General features: G+C 63.1%; 16 protein-coding genes. 7 read left to right on the top strand and 9 right to left on the bottom strand.

Translation table 11 applies throughout. The features are described 5' to 3' along the window. Positions 1-51: 51 nt before the first annotated feature. From AC1DZ8_RS03790 to AC1DZ8_RS03830, 9 genes are all read right to left on the bottom strand, one after another. Positions 52-867, bottom strand: a complete 816-nt coding sequence (locus AC1DZ8_RS03790; RefSeq protein WP_477306037.1) for an oxidoreductase — start codon at positions 865-867, stop codon at positions 52-54. 93 nt (positions 868-960) lie between these two features. Next, positions 961-2,238 carry a beta-ketoacyl-ACP synthase II gene (gene fabF, locus AC1DZ8_RS03795; protein ID WP_477306039.1) on the bottom strand — a complete coding sequence of 426 codons (1,278 nt, stop codon included), beginning with the start codon at positions 2,236-2,238 and terminating at the stop codon, positions 961-963. 46 nt (positions 2,239-2,284) lie between these two features. Beyond that, positions 2,285-2,863, bottom strand: a complete 579-nt coding sequence (locus tag AC1DZ8_RS03800; RefSeq protein WP_477306140.1) for a TetR/AcrR family transcriptional regulator — start codon at positions 2,861-2,863, stop codon at positions 2,285-2,287. A 429-nt stretch (positions 2,864-3,292) separates the two neighbouring features. Next, a complete protein-coding gene (locus AC1DZ8_RS03805; protein WP_477306041.1) occupies positions 3,293-4,696 on the bottom strand; it encodes an MATE family efflux transporter in 1,404 nt (467 codons plus the stop codon). Positions 4,697-4,885: 189 nt separating this feature from the next. After that, positions 4,886-5,647, bottom strand: a complete 762-nt coding sequence (locus AC1DZ8_RS03810; protein WP_477306142.1) for an SDR family NAD(P)-dependent oxidoreductase — start codon at positions 5,645-5,647, stop codon at positions 4,886-4,888. Positions 5,648-5,658: 11 nt separating this feature from the next. Further along, complete coding sequence (locus tag AC1DZ8_RS03815; RefSeq protein ID WP_477306043.1) at positions 5,659-6,471, bottom strand: ABC transporter permease; 813 nt, start codon at positions 6,469-6,471, stop codon at positions 5,659-5,661. Then, positions 6,471-7,334 (bottom strand): ABC transporter permease, encoded by an 864-nt coding sequence (locus tag AC1DZ8_RS03820; RefSeq protein ID WP_477400323.1) that lies wholly within the window; start codon positions 7,332-7,334, stop codon positions 6,471-6,473. Before AC1DZ8_RS03820 ends, AC1DZ8_RS03815 begins: the two co-directional genes overlap by 1 nt. 61 nt (positions 7,335-7,395) lie before the next feature. Further along, positions 7,396-8,559, bottom strand: a complete 1,164-nt coding sequence (locus AC1DZ8_RS03825; protein ID WP_477306047.1) for an ABC transporter substrate-binding protein — start codon at positions 8,557-8,559, stop codon at positions 7,396-7,398. Beyond that, positions 8,540-9,676 carry an ABC transporter ATP-binding protein gene (locus AC1DZ8_RS03830; RefSeq protein WP_477306049.1) on the bottom strand — a complete coding sequence of 379 codons (1,137 nt, stop codon included), beginning with the start codon at positions 9,674-9,676 and terminating at the stop codon, positions 8,540-8,542. Before AC1DZ8_RS03830 ends, AC1DZ8_RS03825 begins: the two co-directional genes overlap by 20 nt. A 119-nt stretch (positions 9,677-9,795) precedes the next feature. On the opposite strand from AC1DZ8_RS03830, the gene AC1DZ8_RS03835 reads away from it, so the two are divergent. The 7 genes from AC1DZ8_RS03835 to AC1DZ8_RS03865 all read left to right on the top strand — a co-directional run bounded on the left by AC1DZ8_RS03835 (position 9,796) and on the right by AC1DZ8_RS03865 (position 17,062). Next, the gene (locus AC1DZ8_RS03835; RefSeq protein WP_477306144.1) at positions 9,796-10,599 is read left to right on the top strand and encodes a helix-turn-helix transcriptional regulator; all 804 of its coding nucleotides are present in this window, start codon (positions 9,796-9,798) and stop codon (positions 10,597-10,599) included. A gap of 95 nt (positions 10,600-10,694) precedes the next feature. Then, complete coding sequence (locus AC1DZ8_RS03840; RefSeq protein WP_477306051.1) at positions 10,695-11,612, top strand: AraC family transcriptional regulator; 918 nt, start codon at positions 10,695-10,697, stop codon at positions 11,610-11,612. 228 nt (positions 11,613-11,840) lie between these two features. Continuing rightward, positions 11,841-13,112 carry an ABC transporter substrate-binding protein gene (locus tag AC1DZ8_RS03845; protein ID WP_477306053.1) on the top strand — a complete coding sequence of 424 codons (1,272 nt, stop codon included), beginning with the start codon at positions 11,841-11,843 and terminating at the stop codon, positions 13,110-13,112. A gap of 103 nt (positions 13,113-13,215) precedes the next feature. Further along, a complete protein-coding gene (locus AC1DZ8_RS03850) occupies positions 13,216-14,082 on the top strand; it encodes a carbohydrate ABC transporter permease (protein ID WP_477306055.1) in 867 nt (288 codons plus the stop codon). Next, positions 14,079-14,906, top strand: coding sequence for a carbohydrate ABC transporter permease (locus AC1DZ8_RS03855; protein WP_477306057.1), 828 nt, complete (start codon positions 14,079-14,081; stop codon positions 14,904-14,906). The genes AC1DZ8_RS03850 and AC1DZ8_RS03855 overlap by 4 nt, the downstream gene beginning before the upstream one ends. A gap of 15 nt (positions 14,907-14,921) precedes the next feature. Next, positions 14,922-15,968, top strand: a complete 1,047-nt coding sequence (locus tag AC1DZ8_RS03860) for an NAD(P)-dependent alcohol dehydrogenase (RefSeq protein WP_477306059.1) — start codon at positions 14,922-14,924, stop codon at positions 15,966-15,968. A gap of 2 nt (positions 15,969-15,970) precedes the next feature. Then, complete coding sequence (locus AC1DZ8_RS03865; RefSeq protein ID WP_477400324.1) at positions 15,971-17,062, top strand: ABC transporter ATP-binding protein; 1,092 nt, start codon at positions 15,971-15,973, stop codon at positions 17,060-17,062. Position 17,063 lies beyond the last annotated feature (1 nt).

Genomic DNA, 17,063 nt, shown 5'->3' on the forward strand with positions numbered 1-17,063 from the left:
GACGGCAACTGATTGGGGCCCTAAGATTGTTAGATGTCGTGGATGCTGACGTCAGACCGGCAGCCCGAGCTGCTTTCGCAGGCTTTTGTCGAATGCGGACGCGGGGACGAAACGCCGCAGGAGACTGACCTGGCGCGCCATTTTTCCCGCCGCATAGCGTTTCTTCGGAGCGGGATCGATCGCAGCGGCCAAAACGGTCGCGGCTACCACTTCGGGTGCATCGCCTTTTTCCATCGCTTTCCGCACGGTTGTAGTCATGCCAGCGCGCGCAGAGTCATAGATATCAAGCAACTGATCGGGGGAGGCGAGATTGTCCTCGAATGACGTACGGGTATAGGCGGGCTCGACTAACGAAACGCGAATGCCGAACGGGCGCAATTCGTGATCGAGCGATTCGGAATAGCCCTCGATGGCATGTTTGGTCGACGCATAAAGCGCGAAATAGGGGGCGGGGATGAATCCCTGTACCGAACTCAAATTAATGATTCTGCCCTTCCCTTGGCGCCGCATTGCCGGCAACACTGCGTTGGTCACGCGGAAAACGCCGAAGACGTTGACGTCGAACAGCGCCTGGGCCTGGGCGATCGAGGACTCCTCCGCGCCGCCAAACAGACCCATGCCGGCATTGTTGATGAGCAGGTCGATGCGTCCGGCCTTGGCCAGAACGTCATCGACCATTTTCGCAACGGACGCGTCGTCGGTCACGTCGCAGGTCAGCATGGTAACGCCGTCGGATTGTTTGGAGGCTGTGCGACGGCTGGTTCCGAATACGCGAAAGCCCGCGTTCCGTAGGGCGTTGGCGGTCGCGCGCCCGATACCGGAGGATGCCCCGGTGACGAGGGCGACGCCAGGATTGGTCTTGTTCATGGAAGTCATTTCTTTCTTTGTGTTGGATCGAGTCGGAGAAGCATGGAAGATCGGAGCGAAGGGCGTCAGTCCTGACTGCCTCTGGCGGTCGCGTCAGGCCACCGGGTGGTTCCAGCGCCTGAACAAGGCGCTGGCATTCACGCCTCCAAAGCCGAAGCCATTGCAGATCGCGTACTCCATCTCGATTGGCCGGGGCTCGTTTGCGACGAAGTCGATGCCGTCGGCGGCCGGATCGGAAACGCTCAAATTGAGTGTTGGCGGTGCCACCTGGTCTCTGATCGCTAGGATCGAGAAGATGGCACCAAGCCCGCCGGCCGCGCCCAGCAGGTGTCCGGTCGCCGATTTCGTTGCGCTGACAGCTATCGCGTAATCGCGCCCGAACACGCCCTTGATTGCCTCGATCTCCCCCAGGTCGCCTACTGGCGTGGAGGTCGCATGCGCATTGAGATGACGAACCTCGCGCGGCGAAATCCCTGCTTGCGCAATTGCAATCTCCATGGCTCGGCGCGCACCGTCGCCGTCCTCAGGACCAGAAGTGACGTGGTGAGCATCCGCGGTCGTGCCGTAGCCGACGAGCTCGGCGAGCGGTTTTGCGCCGCGCGCCAACGCATGCCTCAATTCCTCGATGACCAGCATGCCGGCTCCTTCGCCCATGACGAAGCCGTCGCGCGACTTGTCGAACGGTCGAGAGGCCTCATCAGGACGGTGATTAAAGGAGGTCGAAAGAGAGCGTGCCGCGGCAAACCCACCGAGGCTGACGATATTCATGCATGCTTCCGTCCCGCCGCACACTGCGATGTCGGCTTCGTTTGCGCGAATAAGACGAGCCGCGTCGCCGATCGCCTGGATGCCGGCCGCGCATGCCGTCACTGGCGCGCCGAGCGGCCCTTTGAAGCCATGGCGGATTGAGATGTGGCCCGCTGCGAGGTTCACTAGAAAGGACGGCACCGTAAAGGGCGACAGGCGGCGGACACCGCGCGTGTCCACCGTGCGCACCGCCTCGGTGATGGCAGGGAACCCGCCGATGCCGGACGCGATGATCGTTGCTGTGCGCAGGCGCTCCGTTTCCGAGCCCGGCTTCCATTTTGCCTGCACAAGCGCCTCTTCCGCCGCCGCCAGCGCAAACAGAATGAACCGATCTACCTTGCGCTGATCCTTCGGCGGCAGGACGGCATCCGGATCGAAACCAGCGTCTGGATCTTCTTCGAGGGAGGGAACCACGCCGCCAATCTTCGCCGGCAGGTCTCCCACCACATCGTCCGGAAGCCTACGGATGCCCGAACGACCGGCCAACAGGCGCGACCAGGACGCTTCAACATCGGCAGCAAGGGGCGTGATCGCCCCCATGCCTGTAACCACAATCCGTCGCATCTATTCTCCTATCAATTGGGTGCGCCGACAGCGCTGCCAACGCCGTTCAAGCGGCGACTGCTTCGCGAACCTGATCGGTCGCCGCATCCAGAAAAGCCTGCGCGAGGCCCGGGTCGTTGACGACCCGCGAGAGCAGCACCGCGCCGACCATTGTCGAGAGAATGGCCTTGGCCTTGCCGCCGGCCTCGTCGCCGTCGGCTTCGCCAACCCAACCGGCGAGCATCTCAAGGTACTCCTTGATCCCGGCTTCGAATGACGCCTTCACGCCGGCGCCCTGTCTGGCAGCATCCGAGCCGAGCGCAACGACCGGGCAGCCGTCCATCTTTTCTTCGCGATGATCCATGCTGAGATAGAACGAGATCACTGCGTCGAGCGGATTCTCAGGGTTTGCTGCTGTTGCGGCCGACCACCGGTGGCTGGCGCTTTCCATCGCCCGCCTGGATGCCTGCGCCGCCAAGTCGTCCTTTGACGCGAATTGCTTGTAAAAGGCGCCTTGGGTCAGTCCGGCACCCTTCATCAGATCCTTAAGGCCGATGCCGTCAAAACCTCGCTCACGAAAAAGCCGGCTTGCCACATTGATCACGGCTTGGCGGTTTTCCGCAGCTTGAACGCGGCTAACTCGCATCATCGATCTCCTTTTTGATTGCGTTCGTAATCTATAATAATTATAGAGCACGAACGCAATCTATTTTGAGATGAGGCAACCACCATGAAAAGAGAACCGTTGTCATATCGGGCTCTATCCTGATGGAGATGTCATGGGCGGCGCTTGCTACTCCTGCGCAGGAAGCGCCTGCGGCAACGACTACCCGAGAGGTTTTGGGAGGGGTGTTCGAGTTCGACGTCCTGAACCGGCGAGGAATGATGGCAATCGGCCGCGGCGTACTCTCGGGAGACACGACCGTGACCGAGTTGTTCGTTCTCTAACCAAGGTGACATCGCCTTTGCAGCCGCAAAGGGCCGCAGAGGCAGGGTACGTTGAATTCCGTCTTCGCGGACAGCCGTGCCCCGCCGACGTTGATTGACAGCACCTCAACGGCGGCGCGAGTCTAGTTCAATGTCCGAAGGACAGGGCCGGCGCCAGGCGGTCGCGCCGCAGCCAGCGCGCCAGGAGCAGCATCGCCACCACCGCCAGACCCGACGCCAGGCCGATCCAGATGCCGACGCCGTGCAGGCCGAAATGGAAGGCGAGCAGCACGCCGAGCGGCAGGCCGATGCCCCAATAGCCGATCGCGGCATAGATCATCGGCACCTTGGTGTCGTGCAGACCGCGCAGCATGCCGGCGGCAACTGCTTGTGCGCCGTCGAAGATCTGGAACAGCGCTGCAAAGGCCAGGAACGATACGGCAAGCGCGATCACCCTGGCATTGACCGGATCGGTGATATCGATGAAGGCGCTGATCAGCAGATGCGGCCACAACACCATCACCAGCCCCATCAGCGCCATGAACGAGACGCCGATGACGAAAGAGGTCCAGCCGGCGCGCGAAACGCCTTCCGGATTGCCGGCGCCATGCGCCAGGCCGACGCGCACCGTCACCGCCTGGTTGAGGCCGAGCGGCACCATGAAGGAGATCGAGGCGATCTGGATGGCGATGGCGTGCGCGGCCAGCGAATCCGCATCGATCAGGCCCATCAGCAGGGCCGCCGCATTGAAGATCGTCACCTCGAAAGCGAGGATGCCGGCGATCGGCAGGCCGAGCCTGAGCAAACCCTTGAAGCGCGGCCAGTCGGCGCGCCAGAAGCGGCCGAACAACCGGTAGCGGCGGAACTTCTTTTCCAGCATCACGACAGCAGCCATGCCAACGAACATCAGCATGCTCGACAGCGTTGTGGCCAGGCCGGAGCCGGCGATGCCCATTGCCGGAACACCGAGATTTCCGAACATGAAAACCCAGTTGAAGAGCACGTTGCAGGCGACGGCAACGAAGACGATGACCAGCGCCCAGCCGGGGCGCTCCATCGCCGAGATGAAGGAGCGCAGGACGATGTAGCCGTAGAAGGGCAGCACCGCCCATTCGAGCCAACGCAGATAGATACCGGCTTGATGGGCCAGAACCGGCTCCTGTCCCATGGCCAGCAGAATGGCTTCGCCATGCCACAGCACGATCCAGATCGGGATCGAGATCAGGATCGCCAGCCACAGGCCCTGGCGCACGGTGCGGCGTAGGTCGCGCACCGAATAGCGGCGGCGGCCGAGCTCGGTCGCCATCATCGGCGAGGTCGCCAGCATCAGGCCGAGGCCGAAGATCAGCGGCATGAAATAGAGGTTGGCGCCGAGCGCGCCGCTGGCCAGCGTGTCCGCGCCCAGACGCCCCATCATCATGACGTCGGTGGCGGTCATCGCGGTCTGGCCGAGATTGGTCAGCACCATCGGCCAGGCCAGCGCCAATGTCGCCCTGATTTCCTGACGCCAAAGATTTTCCGACGCACGAGCGCCGGCTTCGATCGCAGACATTGTCCTGCTCTTTCCGATTGCGGCGCGTCGGCAACGAGGCCGGAAGCCGCACTTCCAAACGGCAAAACCTTCGGTTTCGCGGCGTTTGCGTCGTTCTATTGGACGAAATGCGACATTAAGGCAAGGGAGGACGGGCGGGCAGCGATTGAGCCAGAGGCGCGAAACCCTTCCGATCCGACTGTTCTTAAATCAGCCGATGCTCTCGCCACCGTCGATCACCAAGGCCTGGCCGGTCATGAAGGATGAGCGGTCGGAGACGAGGAACAGGATCGCTTCGGCGATCTCCTCGGCGCTCGCCCAGCGCCCCATCGGGATCTTGGTGCGGACATAGGTCTCGATCGCCTCGCGTCCGCCCATCTGGGCGATGAACGGTTCGTTGAAGGGCGTGTCGACCCAGCCCGGGCAGAGGGCGTTGATGCGGACATTGTGGCGGGCATAGTCGAGCGACATCTGCCTGGTCATCGCCACAACTGCATGTTTGGAGGTGGCGTAGGCGATCATCTCGCGGTCGTAGAACACGCCGGAATTCGAGGCCGTGTTGAGGATGACGCCACCGCCTTGCGCGATCATCGACGGCATGACGATCCGCGCCGCCAGGAACTGCGCCCGCACATTGACCCGCCAGGAGGCATCCATGCCGCCGACTTCGACCTCGGTCAGCGTGCCGCCGACCTGGATGCCGGCATGATTGTGCAAGATGTCGATCCGCCCGTGCTTGTCGAGCGTGCCAGCAATGAGTTGCCCGACGGCTGTGTCGTCCGCGACATCGGTCGCGATCGCCTCCGCCTGCCCGCCCACTGCCCGGATGTCTGCCGCCGTCGCCTCGCCGCTGGCCTGATCCCGGTCGGCGATGACCACGACCGCACCCTCCCTGGCCATGATCATGGCGCCGGCGCGACCGATGCCGGAGCCGGCGCCCGTTACCACGGCGATGCGGTCCTTGAGGATCATGATCTCGGCTTTCAGTTTGCCGGCTTGCGCTGGCGCAGCTGCCATTGGGCAAGCACCACGAGCATGACCGAGGCGACGAGCACGATCGTCGCAATGGCGTTGATTTCCGGCGTCACCCCGCGCCGGATCGAGGCGAAGACGTAGATCGGCAGCGTCGTCTGCGCGCCGGCGACAAAGAAGGCGACGATGAAATCGTCGAAGGAGAAGGTGAAGGCGAGCAGGAAGCCGGCGACCACAGCCGGCATGATCTGCGGCAGGACGATCGAGCGGAAGGTGGTCAGCGGCGTGGCGTAGAGATCGCTCGAGGCCTCGACCAGGTTGCGGTCGAGGCTGGCGAGACGCGTGCCGACGATCATCGTCACCAATGCCATAGAGAACAGACCATGCGCAGCGATGATCGAACCATAGCCGAGGGACAGGCGCGGCGGTTGGTCGTCAGGCCAGATCGAGGCGAGGAACGGGTTGAGCACGCCAAACAGCTGGACGAGCGCGACCAGCGTCGAGATGCCGATGACGACGCCGGGAACGACGATCGCGGCGCCCATCAGCGCGTCGAAGACGGCGCGGGTTCTGACACCGACCCGTGCCAGGCCGAGCGCGGCCGCCGTGCCGCACACCGCCGCCAGAAGCGCGCTGGTGGTGGCGATGAACAGGCTGTTCTTCAGCGCCTCGACCAGGAACGGGTTCGACAGCGCCGTGCCGTACCACTGCACCGAAAAGCCGGTGAACTCGCTGGCATGCCGGCCGGCATTGAAGGAGAACAGCACGACCAGCGCGATCGGCAGATAGAGGAAGGCAAAGACGGCGGTGACGAAGGCGCGCATCAGATCAGATCCACCTTGCGAGCGCCCGACACCCGCGTCGATATGCGGTTCGCCGCAATCAGCACCACCACCGAAACCGCGACCAGCGTGATGGCGATGGCCGATCCGAACGGCCAGTTGCGCGACTGCAGGAACAGGTCGACCAGCGCGTTGCCGATGAAGAACACCTTGCCGCCGCCAAGCAGCGTCGGGATCAGGTATTCGCCAAGCAGCAGGATCATCACCAGCGAGAAGCCGGTCATCACGCCGGGCAGCGAAAGCTTCAGCGTCACGCCCAGAAACGTCGAAAGCGGCGTCGCGCCGAGATCGGCGGAGGCTTCCAGCAATCGCCGGTCGAGCCGTTCGAGGCTGACATAGATCGGCAGGATCATCAGCGGCAGATAGCCATAGACGATGCCGAGCAGCACGGCGCCCGGCGTGTTGATCAGCCTGACATCCTCGATGCCGACAAACGCCAGCAGCGCCGGGATGCCGCGCCCGCCCAGAATGTACATCCAGGCATAGGTCCGCATCAAAAGGCTGGTCCAGAACGGAATGACGACGAGCGCAAGCAGGATCAGCCGCCAGCGCTGCGGTGCCTTGAGGGCAAGGTAATAGGCGACCGGGTAGGCAACGAGCAGACAGGCAAGCGCACCCACCGGCGCCAGCATCATCGTGTTCCAGAAGGCGGTCGCCCGCGCCGGGAGGTTGGCGTATTGCGCCAGCGTGAAGGCGGCCTGGTAGCCACCCTCCGGCGCCCGCTCGCCGACGCTGAACACGGCAATGGCGATGAACGGCAAGACCAGGAATACCACCAGCCACGCTGTGGCCGGAGCGAGCAGCAGCGCTGTCAGGATATTATGCCGAAATCTGTTGCCGTGCATTGAACCGCCCCGATGCCGGCGGACATCTGCCCGCCGGTTGCTTGTCTCATTCAGGCCGGCTTCAAGCCGACTTGAAGCGCGCCATCAGTTCGGCCCGGCCAGGATCGGTCAGTGTCGCCGCCGCGCCGAATTCCAAGGGGGTCAACAGGTCCGCCGCCGGATAGAGGATCGGATTGTCGAGCACTTCCTTGGGCAGCAGCTTGTTGACCCGTGCATCGGTCGAGGGCGCACCGTTGGCGAGGTGCTCCTTCACCGCGACCTCAGGGGTCATCAGATAGTTGAGCAAGGCATAGCCGGCAGGCTTGTTCGGCGCGTCCTTCGGGATGGCGTAGAAGTCGGTCCAGATCTCGCCGCCCTCCTTGCCCAGCACATAGGCGATCTCCGGGATATCGCGATGCAGCTGCGCGCCGTCATTCGTCCAGCACATGGTCATCCAGGCGTCGCCCGCCCGCATTCCAGGCTGATAGTCCGACGAGACCGCGAACAGATGCGGCTTGACCTTCAGCAGCAGTTCCTCGGCCTTGGCAAGTTCGTCCTGCTTCAGCGAGTTGAAGGAATAGCCGTAATATTTCAGCGCGTTGCCGATGGTGGTCAGTTGGTAGTCGTGCACCATGGTGCGGCCATCGCCCTCAGCCATGGCGACGTCCCAGAACTCCTTCCAGCTCGTCATCGGCTTGGTCAGCTTCTTGGTGTTGACGGCAAAACCGGTGGTGCCCCAGTTCTTCGGCACCGCATAGGTCGTGCCGTCGATCGTGCCTTCCGAGGTGAAGCGTGGGTCTTCCTGCGTGCCATCGAAATTCGGCAGCTTCGCCATATCGAGCGGATCGATGATGCCGAGTTTCTTGTAGGTCGAGATCGTGTAGTTGGTGGGCACGAACAGGCTCCAGCCGGACGCGCCGGCCTGCAGCTTGGCCAGCATTTCCTCATTGGAGCCGAACACGTTGACCTCAACGGCGACGCCGGTGTCCTTCTTGAAGTTTTCGAAGGTCTGCGGGTCGTGATAGTTCGGCCAGGTGGCGATCGACATGCGGTCGCCAAGGTTTTCCGCGGCGAAGGCCTGCGTCGGCATGATGCCGATCTCGCGCGCCATCACCGCGGTTGCGATGCCTAGGCCGGTGAGGCCTAGGAAGTCGCGGCGGCCGATCGAGCCGCGCTTCAAACGCATCAGTTGGTCGACGAAGTTCTCAGGGCTTATCGGCAGTCCGTCACGATATGATTTCGACATTTTTTGCTACCCTCTGGTTGGTCCCGTTGTTCTTGTTCTCCGGAAACGCCAGCGGCGTCCCGGAGGCAAAGCCGATGGCGACGGGTTCACCCAGCTTGAAGAGATTGCCATGGCCGATCAAATGGTCGGCCTTGGCCAGCAGCGTTCCGATGCCCTGGACCTCGATGGCGTATTCCGCGGTCGAGCCCAGAAAAATCCGGTTGCGCACGATGCCCTTGAACGGGCTGCCGTCCGTGGCGCCGAGGCTGAGAGACTCAGGACGCAGGCTGACCGACACGGTCTCGCCCTTCTGCAAGGCGGTTCGCTTGCGCGCAGCAATGACGGTGCCGTCGGCGAGCGCCACGTTGACCAGATCGCCTGTGTGTCCGGCAACCTTGCCGCTCAGCAGGTTGGTCTTGCCGACGAAATCGGCGACGAACAGGTCGGCCGGCTCATCATAGATTTCGCTCGGCTGCCCCAGCTGGACCATACGGCCGCCGTTCATGACGCAGACGAAATCGCTCATCGACAGCGCTTCTTCCTGGTCGTGGGTGACCAGCACGAAGGTGATGCCGATCTCGCGCTGAAGGTTCTGCAATTCGATCTGCATGTCGGTGCGCAGTTTCTTGTCGAGCGCCGCCAGGGGTTCGTCGAGCAGCAGCACCGCCGGCTTGTTGACCAGCGCGCGCGCCAGCGCGACACGCTGCTGCTGGCCGCCTGAGAGTTCGTGGATCTTGCGGCTGCCATAGCCGGCGAGCCGCACCATTTCGAGCGCCTCGCCGGCGCGCCGGCCGATCTCCTGCGACGCAAGGCGTGGCCGTGCCTGGCGCAGCCCGTAGGAAACATTGGCTTCCACATCGAGATGCGGAAACAGCGCGTATTGCTGGAACACCATGTTGACCGGCCGGCGATAGGGCGGCGTACCGGCCATGTCCTGGCCGCGGATGAGCACCTTGCCTTCGCTCGGCTGCTCGAAGCCGCCGATCATGCGCAGGCATGTGGTCTTGCCGCAGCCTGACGGGCCGAGCAGGGCGACAAAGGCGGAGGGCGGAACGGCGAGATCGATGCCGGTGACCGCGGTCACCGCGCCATAGCGCTTGGTGACGCCGCGAAACTCGATGTCGGGCACTGCGGTCAAAGTGCGGGCTCCAGCAACAGGGCTATTTCACGACGCTATCAGAGCCAACGGCGGCTAGTATATACCTCGCAGGTGGTATATCTGATCTATTTTCTCGTTTAAGGGGGTATAGATTGAGTGTGTCGCGCAGCGACGAATACGCCCAGCTTGCTGCCCTTGTCGCGGCGACCCGAGAGACCAGCGGCGACCTGTTCGGCAGCGCGATGGTCAATTGGCTGAGGCAGCATGTCAGCTTCGACCACTGCGTGATCTTCGGCTATCGCGGTGCGGCGCGACCTCCGCTGCTGTTCGAAACCTTCTCGCCGGCCGAGAGCCATGTCTTCGTCACGCTCTATCAGGAAGGGCCTTATCTGCTCGACCCGTTCCACCACGCGGCTGTCGAGCGCAAGGAAGGGTTCTGGCGCATGCGCGAGCTGGCGCCGGACCGCTTCTACGCCAGCGAATATTTTCGCTCCTACTACAGCCAGACCAAACTGGCCGAGGAGGTCGGCTTCTTCGTGCCGCTGCGGGGGAAGGACGCGCTGGTGCTGTCGCTGATGCGACTGCGCGCTTCAGGGCCTTTCGGCACCGCAGATGCCCGGCTGCTACGCGACATGGCACCGGCGGTCATCAGCTTCGCCAGGCTGCGCTGGCCTGCTCTTGCGGCCGACGAGCCGGACGAAGCGGAGCAGGACGAGACGATCGCAGCGGTCAACGAATTCGACCGCGCACATATCTGGGAAAGCCTGTCGCTGACACCGCGCGAAAAGCATGTCGTCGACCTGGTGCTGCAGGGGCATTCCACCGAATCGATCGCGAGAGCCATGCGCATCGTGCCGGGAACCGTGAAGGTTCACCGCCGAAACATCCATCGCAAGCTCGGCATCAAATCACAGGCCGGGCTGTTCGCCCGCTTCATCGAGATCATCGAGAGCCGGCGCTGACGTCGTGAAGGCAGAGATCGTTCACTTGCCGGCGACAGACTGCTAGGAACGAGCCGAGACCGGACCGGATCCGGATTTCGCCCGGAGAGCAGACGATGGCATTCAGGCGCAGAAAGAATACGGCCGCGATCCCGCGCACGGTGCCTGCTTTCGAGCACATCGTCACCGAGGCGAGCGACAGTTTTCTATGGCGGCTCGACGACTATCCCTGGGAGCGCAATGTCTGGAATTTCCATCCGGAATACGAAATCCATCTCCTGAGGAAGTCTTCCGGTGTCGTGCTGGTCGGCGATCACATCGGCGAATTCGGGCCGGGCTACCTAGCCATCGTCGGCGGCGGGCTGCCGCATGACTGGGTAACGGCGGTGCAGCCGGGCGAGCTGATCGAAGGCCGTGACATCGTTCTGCAGTTCGATCCCGAACGGCTGCGCGGGTCGGCCGGGTTGTTGCCGGAACTGCGCGAGCTGGAGCCGTTCCTGGAGCGGTCACTGCGCGGCATCGTCTTTCACGGCCAAACCGCGCTTGAAGGCGGTGCGCTGATGGAGCGGATGGGCACGGTGCACGGGCTCGTCCGGCTCTGCCTGTTCCTCGAACTGGTGGATCTGCTGGCCAGGACCGACGAATACGAATTGTTGTCGTCACCGGATTTCTCGCCGGCCCTCGACGCCACCTCGCTGGACATCATCCAGCGCACGCTGACCTATCTGTTCCAGCATTTCGCCGAGGATCTGAAGCTGCCGAAAGTGGCGGAACTGGCCGGGATGAGCGAGAGCACGTTTTCGCGCTTCTTCCAGAAAAACACCGGCAACTCCTTCAGCGACCACATCGCCAAGCTCCGGCTCTGGCAGGCGTGCAAGCTGCTGGCGGACACCGATATTCCGATCACCGACATCTGCTTCCAGGTCGGATATATGAACATCTCCAACTTCAACCGCGCCTTCCTGCGCAAGCACAGGATGACGCCGTCCTCCTACCGCAAGCTGTCACGGCAGCGGCTGACGATGCGCGCCTGAACCCGCCCTTTCCCGACCCATCGGTACTCATCTGACGGACACCGTCTCCATGCAGCCGGTTTTGCAGCGCACAATGCATAAAAGTACAGGTCTGCTGCAACGGGGCTTCTAGCGCGGCCTTTAGCAACTCCTCATTTTGGCGATGGGTGGCATGTCGCTCGGGCGATGGCGAGGATCGCGCAGCCGAGGACTTCCGCTTCCTGCGACTGTTCCTGGAGGAGAAAATCAATGAAACCAATTCGGCTCGCTGCGAGCTTAAGCGCAGCTTTCATGCTCACCACCACCCTCTCAACCATGGCGCTGGCGGCGCCGGTCTGCTCGGCACCGGTCAAAGTGCTGGCGCAGCCGCGCGACGGCCTGACGCTGCTGGAGGACTCCAAGGCCGAGTTCGAAAAGCTTGCCGGCGCCGGCTTCCAGATCGACTATCTCAACGAGAACGACCGCCGGGCGAAATCGCGCGCCGATGCATCCACCGTCGGCAACTACAACGTCTACTATGTCGACGAAGCCAATGTCGCTTTGTTCGCATCGTCGAAATGGATCGTGCCGCTGGTCGATTATTATCCGGCTGACTATGACTATGCCGATTTCGATCCAGGCCGCCAGAAGGTCGCCACCTATGACGGCAAGGTCTGGTTTGCGCCGCTGACCGGCGGCGGCGACCTAATGGTCTATCGCAAGGACGTGCTGGAAGCCGCCGGCATCCAGCCGCCGAAGACGCTGGACGAACTGATCGCCGATGTGCCGAAGCTGACCGACCCGGACAAGGGCATGTACGGCATTGCACTGCGCGGCGCGCGTGGCTCGGGCGCCAACGTCTGGCGCTGGATGCCATTTTTCAAAGCCTATGGCGGCAAATGGTTCGATGGCGACAAGCCGGCTTTCAATTCCGAGGCTGCCGTCAAGGCGACCGAGACCTACCTGAAGCTGTTCAAGGACTCCGCGCCCGGCACGCAGACCGGCAGCTGGGATGAATCGACCGGCGCGTTCCTGTCGGGCCAGGTCGCCATCCTCGTCGAATCGACGCCGCTGTCGGGTATGGCGGTCGACCCGAAGACGTCGCAAGTGGTCGGCAAGATCGGGTTCCTGCCGCCGCCGTCGCCGCTGACCGGCGGGGGTTATGGTCATGGGCTCGCCATTGCCGCCAAGGCCAACGCGGATGACGCCTCGAAGAAATGCGCCGGCCTGTTCATCGCCTGGGCGACATCGAAGGAGAACGAGAAGCGCCGGCTCGACGCGCACCAGTTCGGCGAGCTCAACCGCACCAGCATCCTGTCCAGCAAGGAGTTCGCCGACATTTACGGCGCCGATCTCGGCCAGGCGCTTGCCGAGACCGGCAAGGTGACGGCGGTCAACTTCTGGCAGGATCCGCGCTGGCCGGATCTGGGCGACCGCTGGGGCATCATCCTGGAAGAGCTGGTCACCGGCACACGCACCGACGTCAAGGGCGGCCTCGACGAGCTCGAAGCCTACGCCAACGAGCTGCTGAAAAAGAAATAATCCTCCCGCCCGCGGCGCGCGGTCCACGGCATTCGATGGGATGCCGGGCCTGTGCGCCGCGGGTTTCCCGCCACTCCCGAAAGGCACAGCCCGAGGATAGGCAATGCGCCGACGTTCTTCCCTGCCCGTGACGTTTCTGGTTCCGACGCTCGCCATTCTCCTGGTGCTGTCGATGGTGCCGACGCTCTACGCCATAGTCATCGCGCTGCAGAACCGCGAACTGAGCTCGTCGGACTATTCCTGGGTCTGGCTGTCGAACTTCATCGATCTGTTCCTCGACCGGCGTTTCCTCAACGCTGTCTGGGTGTCGGTGAAATGGGAAGTCGTCACGGTCGTGGCGACAATGGTGGTGGCGATCGGGCTCGGCGTGCTGATGTTCGAAGCGGCGTCGCCGCGGCTGCGCAACATCTACTGCCTGCTGTTCATCATCCCGGTGCTGTTGCCGCGCGTTTCGGCGGCCTTCGTGTGGAAGTTCGCCTATCATCCGCTCTACGGCATCGCCACCTACCCCTACCGGCTGATCACCGGCGGGCTGATCTTCGACCCGCTGTCGAAGCCGTCGACGGCCTTGTTTGCGGTGGCCTCGGTCGATGTCTGGCAGTGGGGCCTGTTCTTCGCCGTCATCGTGCTGAAGCTCCTGGAGACCTTGCCGCCGCAACCGATCGAGGCGGCGCGCCTCGACCACGCCAAACGCTGGCAGATCCATGCCTATGTGACCTTGCCGATGCTGAAGGCGCCGCTGATCAGCCTGATGTTCGTCAAGATGATCGAATCGCTGCGCTCCTTCGACCTAATCTATGTGATGACGCGCGGCGGGCCGGGCGTGGCGACCGAGACGCTCGACATGTACGCCTTCTCGCAAGGCTTCATCGAGTCCGGCAAGGTGTCCTATGCCTCGGCCATGGCGGTGCTGATGATGATCGCGACCGTGATCACCTTCACCATGCTGTGGAAGCGGGTGCAGGCATGAGGCCACACCGCACAAGATTGGGCCTGCTCATTGGCAAGGCCATCCTGGCATTTGCCGGCTTCATGGCGGTGTTCCCGCTGGCCTGGACGGCGCTCAATTCGCTGAAGAACAATGTCGACATCATCACCCGCGTGCCACGCCTGGTGTTTACGCCGACGTTTGACAACATCAGCTATATCATCGGCCGCGACAGCGTCATGACCGGGCTCTACAATTCGGTGGTCGCCTGCGGCTGTGCCGTGCTGATCGGCGTCGTGCTCGGCCTGCCGGCCGCCTATGCGGTGGCGCGCTATCCCAACCGCTTCGCCGGCGACATCCAGTTCTTCGTTTTGTCGCTTCGCTTCCTGCCACCTGTGGCGGTCGCCATTCCATTGATGGTGATCTGGCTGCAGATCGGGCTCTACGATACTTTGCCGGCGCTGATCGTCACCTATTCGCTACTCACCATTTCGGTGATCATGTGGCTCGCCATCCCTGCTTTCCAGGCCGTGCCGAAGGAAATCGAGGAAGCCGCCTTCGTCGACGGCTACGGCGCCTATTCGGTGTTCTGGCGGATCGCGCTGCCGGTTGCGGCGCGCTCGCTGATCGGCGCCGTCGCCTTCAGCTTCGTGCTGGTGTGGAACGAGTTCCTGATCGCGCTGATGCTGTCGAGCTCCAACGCCAAGACCTTGCCAATCGTCGCTTCCGAGCTCTCGCAGCAAGGCATGAACGTGCCGTGGGGCATCCTGAACGCCTCGGTCGTGCTGCTGTCGCTGCCGCCGCTGCTGTTCCTCGGCGTGCTCAGCGGCTTCCTGAATTCTGTTTTCCGGCAAAAAAAGACTTGATGCGAGGACTGACCGATGCAGGCACTGGTGCTTGAGAAAAAAGGCGAACTGTCGCTGCGCGAAATCGCGCTGCCGCTCGACGTCGGACCGGACGACGTCAAGATCGCCATCCACACGGTCGGCGTCTGCGGCAGCGACGTGCACTATTACACGCATGGCGCCATCGGCAGCTATGTCGTGCGGGCGCCGATGGTGCTCGGCCACGAAGCCGCGGGAACGGTCGTCGAGGTCGGCGCCAATGTCAGGACACTGAAGGTTGGCGACCGCGTCTGCATGGAGCCGGGCGTGCCGAACATGTCGTCGCGGGCAACCAAGCTCGGCATCTACAATGTCGACCCGGACGTTTCCTTCTGGGCGACGCCGCCGGTGCACGGCATTCTTGCGCCCTTTGCGGTCCACCCGGCCGCCTTCACCTACAGGCTGCCCGACAACGTCTCGTTTGCCGAAGGCGCGATGGTCGAACCCTTTGCCATCGGCATGCAGGCGGCGGCCCGCGCCCGCATCGTGCCGGGCGATGTCGCCGTGGTCGTCGGCTGCGGCCCGATCGGCATCATGATCGCGCTTGCCGCGCTTGCCGGCGGCTGCTCGAAAGTACTGATCTCCGATTTCTCGGCGCCCAAGCTCGAGATCGCCGCACAATATGCCGGCATCGTGCCGGTCAATATCGGCGAGCAGGCGTTGGTCGATGCCGTCGCAGCCGCGACCGACAATTGGGGCGCGGACATCGTCTTCGAGGCGAGCGGCAGCCCTAGGGCATTCGCCAATTTGTTCGATGTCGTGCGGCCGGGCGGCGCGGTGGTGCTGGTCGGGTTGCCGGTGGAGCCGGTCAGCCTCGACGTGCCGGCGGCGATCTCCAAGGAAGTGCGCATCGAGACGGTGTTCCGCTACGCCAACATCTTCGACCGCGCGCTGCAGCTGATTGCCTCGGGCAAGGTCGACCTCAAGCCACTGATCACCAGCACTTATGCATTTGCCGACAGCATCGAGGCCTTCGAGCGAGCGGCGCAAGGCAATCCGCAGGACGTCAAGCTGCAAATCCTGCTTACCGGCGAGAAGGGCTGATCATGTCCGCGATCGTTTGTTCCCATGTCGACAAGGCGTACGGCGCCACCACCGTCATCCGCGATCTCAATCTCTCGATCGAGGAGCATGAGTTCGTCGTCTTCCTCGGCCCGTCCGGCTGCGGCAAGTCGACCTTGCTCAGGATGCTGGCCGGGCTGGAGGACATCAGCGGCGGCGAGGTGTCGATCGGCGGCAGAGTGGTCAACGATCTCGAGCCCGGCGACCGCCGCATCGCCATGGTGTTCCAGAACTATGCGCTCTACCCGCACATGACGATCTTCGACAACATCGCCTTCGGCCTCAAGCGACAGAAGGTACCGTCGGCCGAGATTCAGAGGCGGGTCGAGGCGGTGGCGAAGACACTGGGCCTCGAGCCCTACCTCGCCCGCAAGCCGACCGCGCTATCCGGCGGCCAGCAGCAGCGCGTGGCGATTGCACGTGCCATGATCAAGACGCCAAAGGTGTTCCTGTTCGACGAACCGCTGTCCAATCTCGACGCCAAACTGCGCAACCATATGCGGGTCGAAATCGCCCGCCTGCACCAGTCGCTGAAGACCACCACCGTCTATGTCACTCACGACCAGCTCGAAGCGATGACGCTGGCGGACCGCATCGTTTTGCTGAAGGACGGGGTCATCGAACAGATCGGCTCGCCGGCCGAGATCTACCGCCGGCCCGGCAATCTGTTCGTCGCCGGCTTCATCGGCACACCGAACATGAATTTCATCGACGTGGCCATCGGGCGGAGAGACGACCGCTGGATCCTGACCAGCGCCGGCGCGACCTTTTCCATTGAAGGCTCCGGCTTCGATCTGCGCGGCCTGCATCGTGCCGTACTTGGGATCCGCCCGCCGGACCTGAAGACCGCCGGCGCCGGGGGCAGCATCGACCCCCTGCAGGGCACGGCCGACCTCATCGAATTCCATGGCAATGACGCGCTGGTGACGTTCGCCTGCGGCGGCAAGGAGGTCAGCGCGCTCGTGCCGGCCCGTGAATGCCCGGCATTGCACGCGCCAGTGCGCTACACATTCGAGGAGGAGAGCATCCACCTGTTCGACGCGACGTCAGGTGTATCCTTGCGCAGAGCACAGTAGC

Source organism: Mesorhizobium sp. P2_F7 (assembly GCF_056403695.1).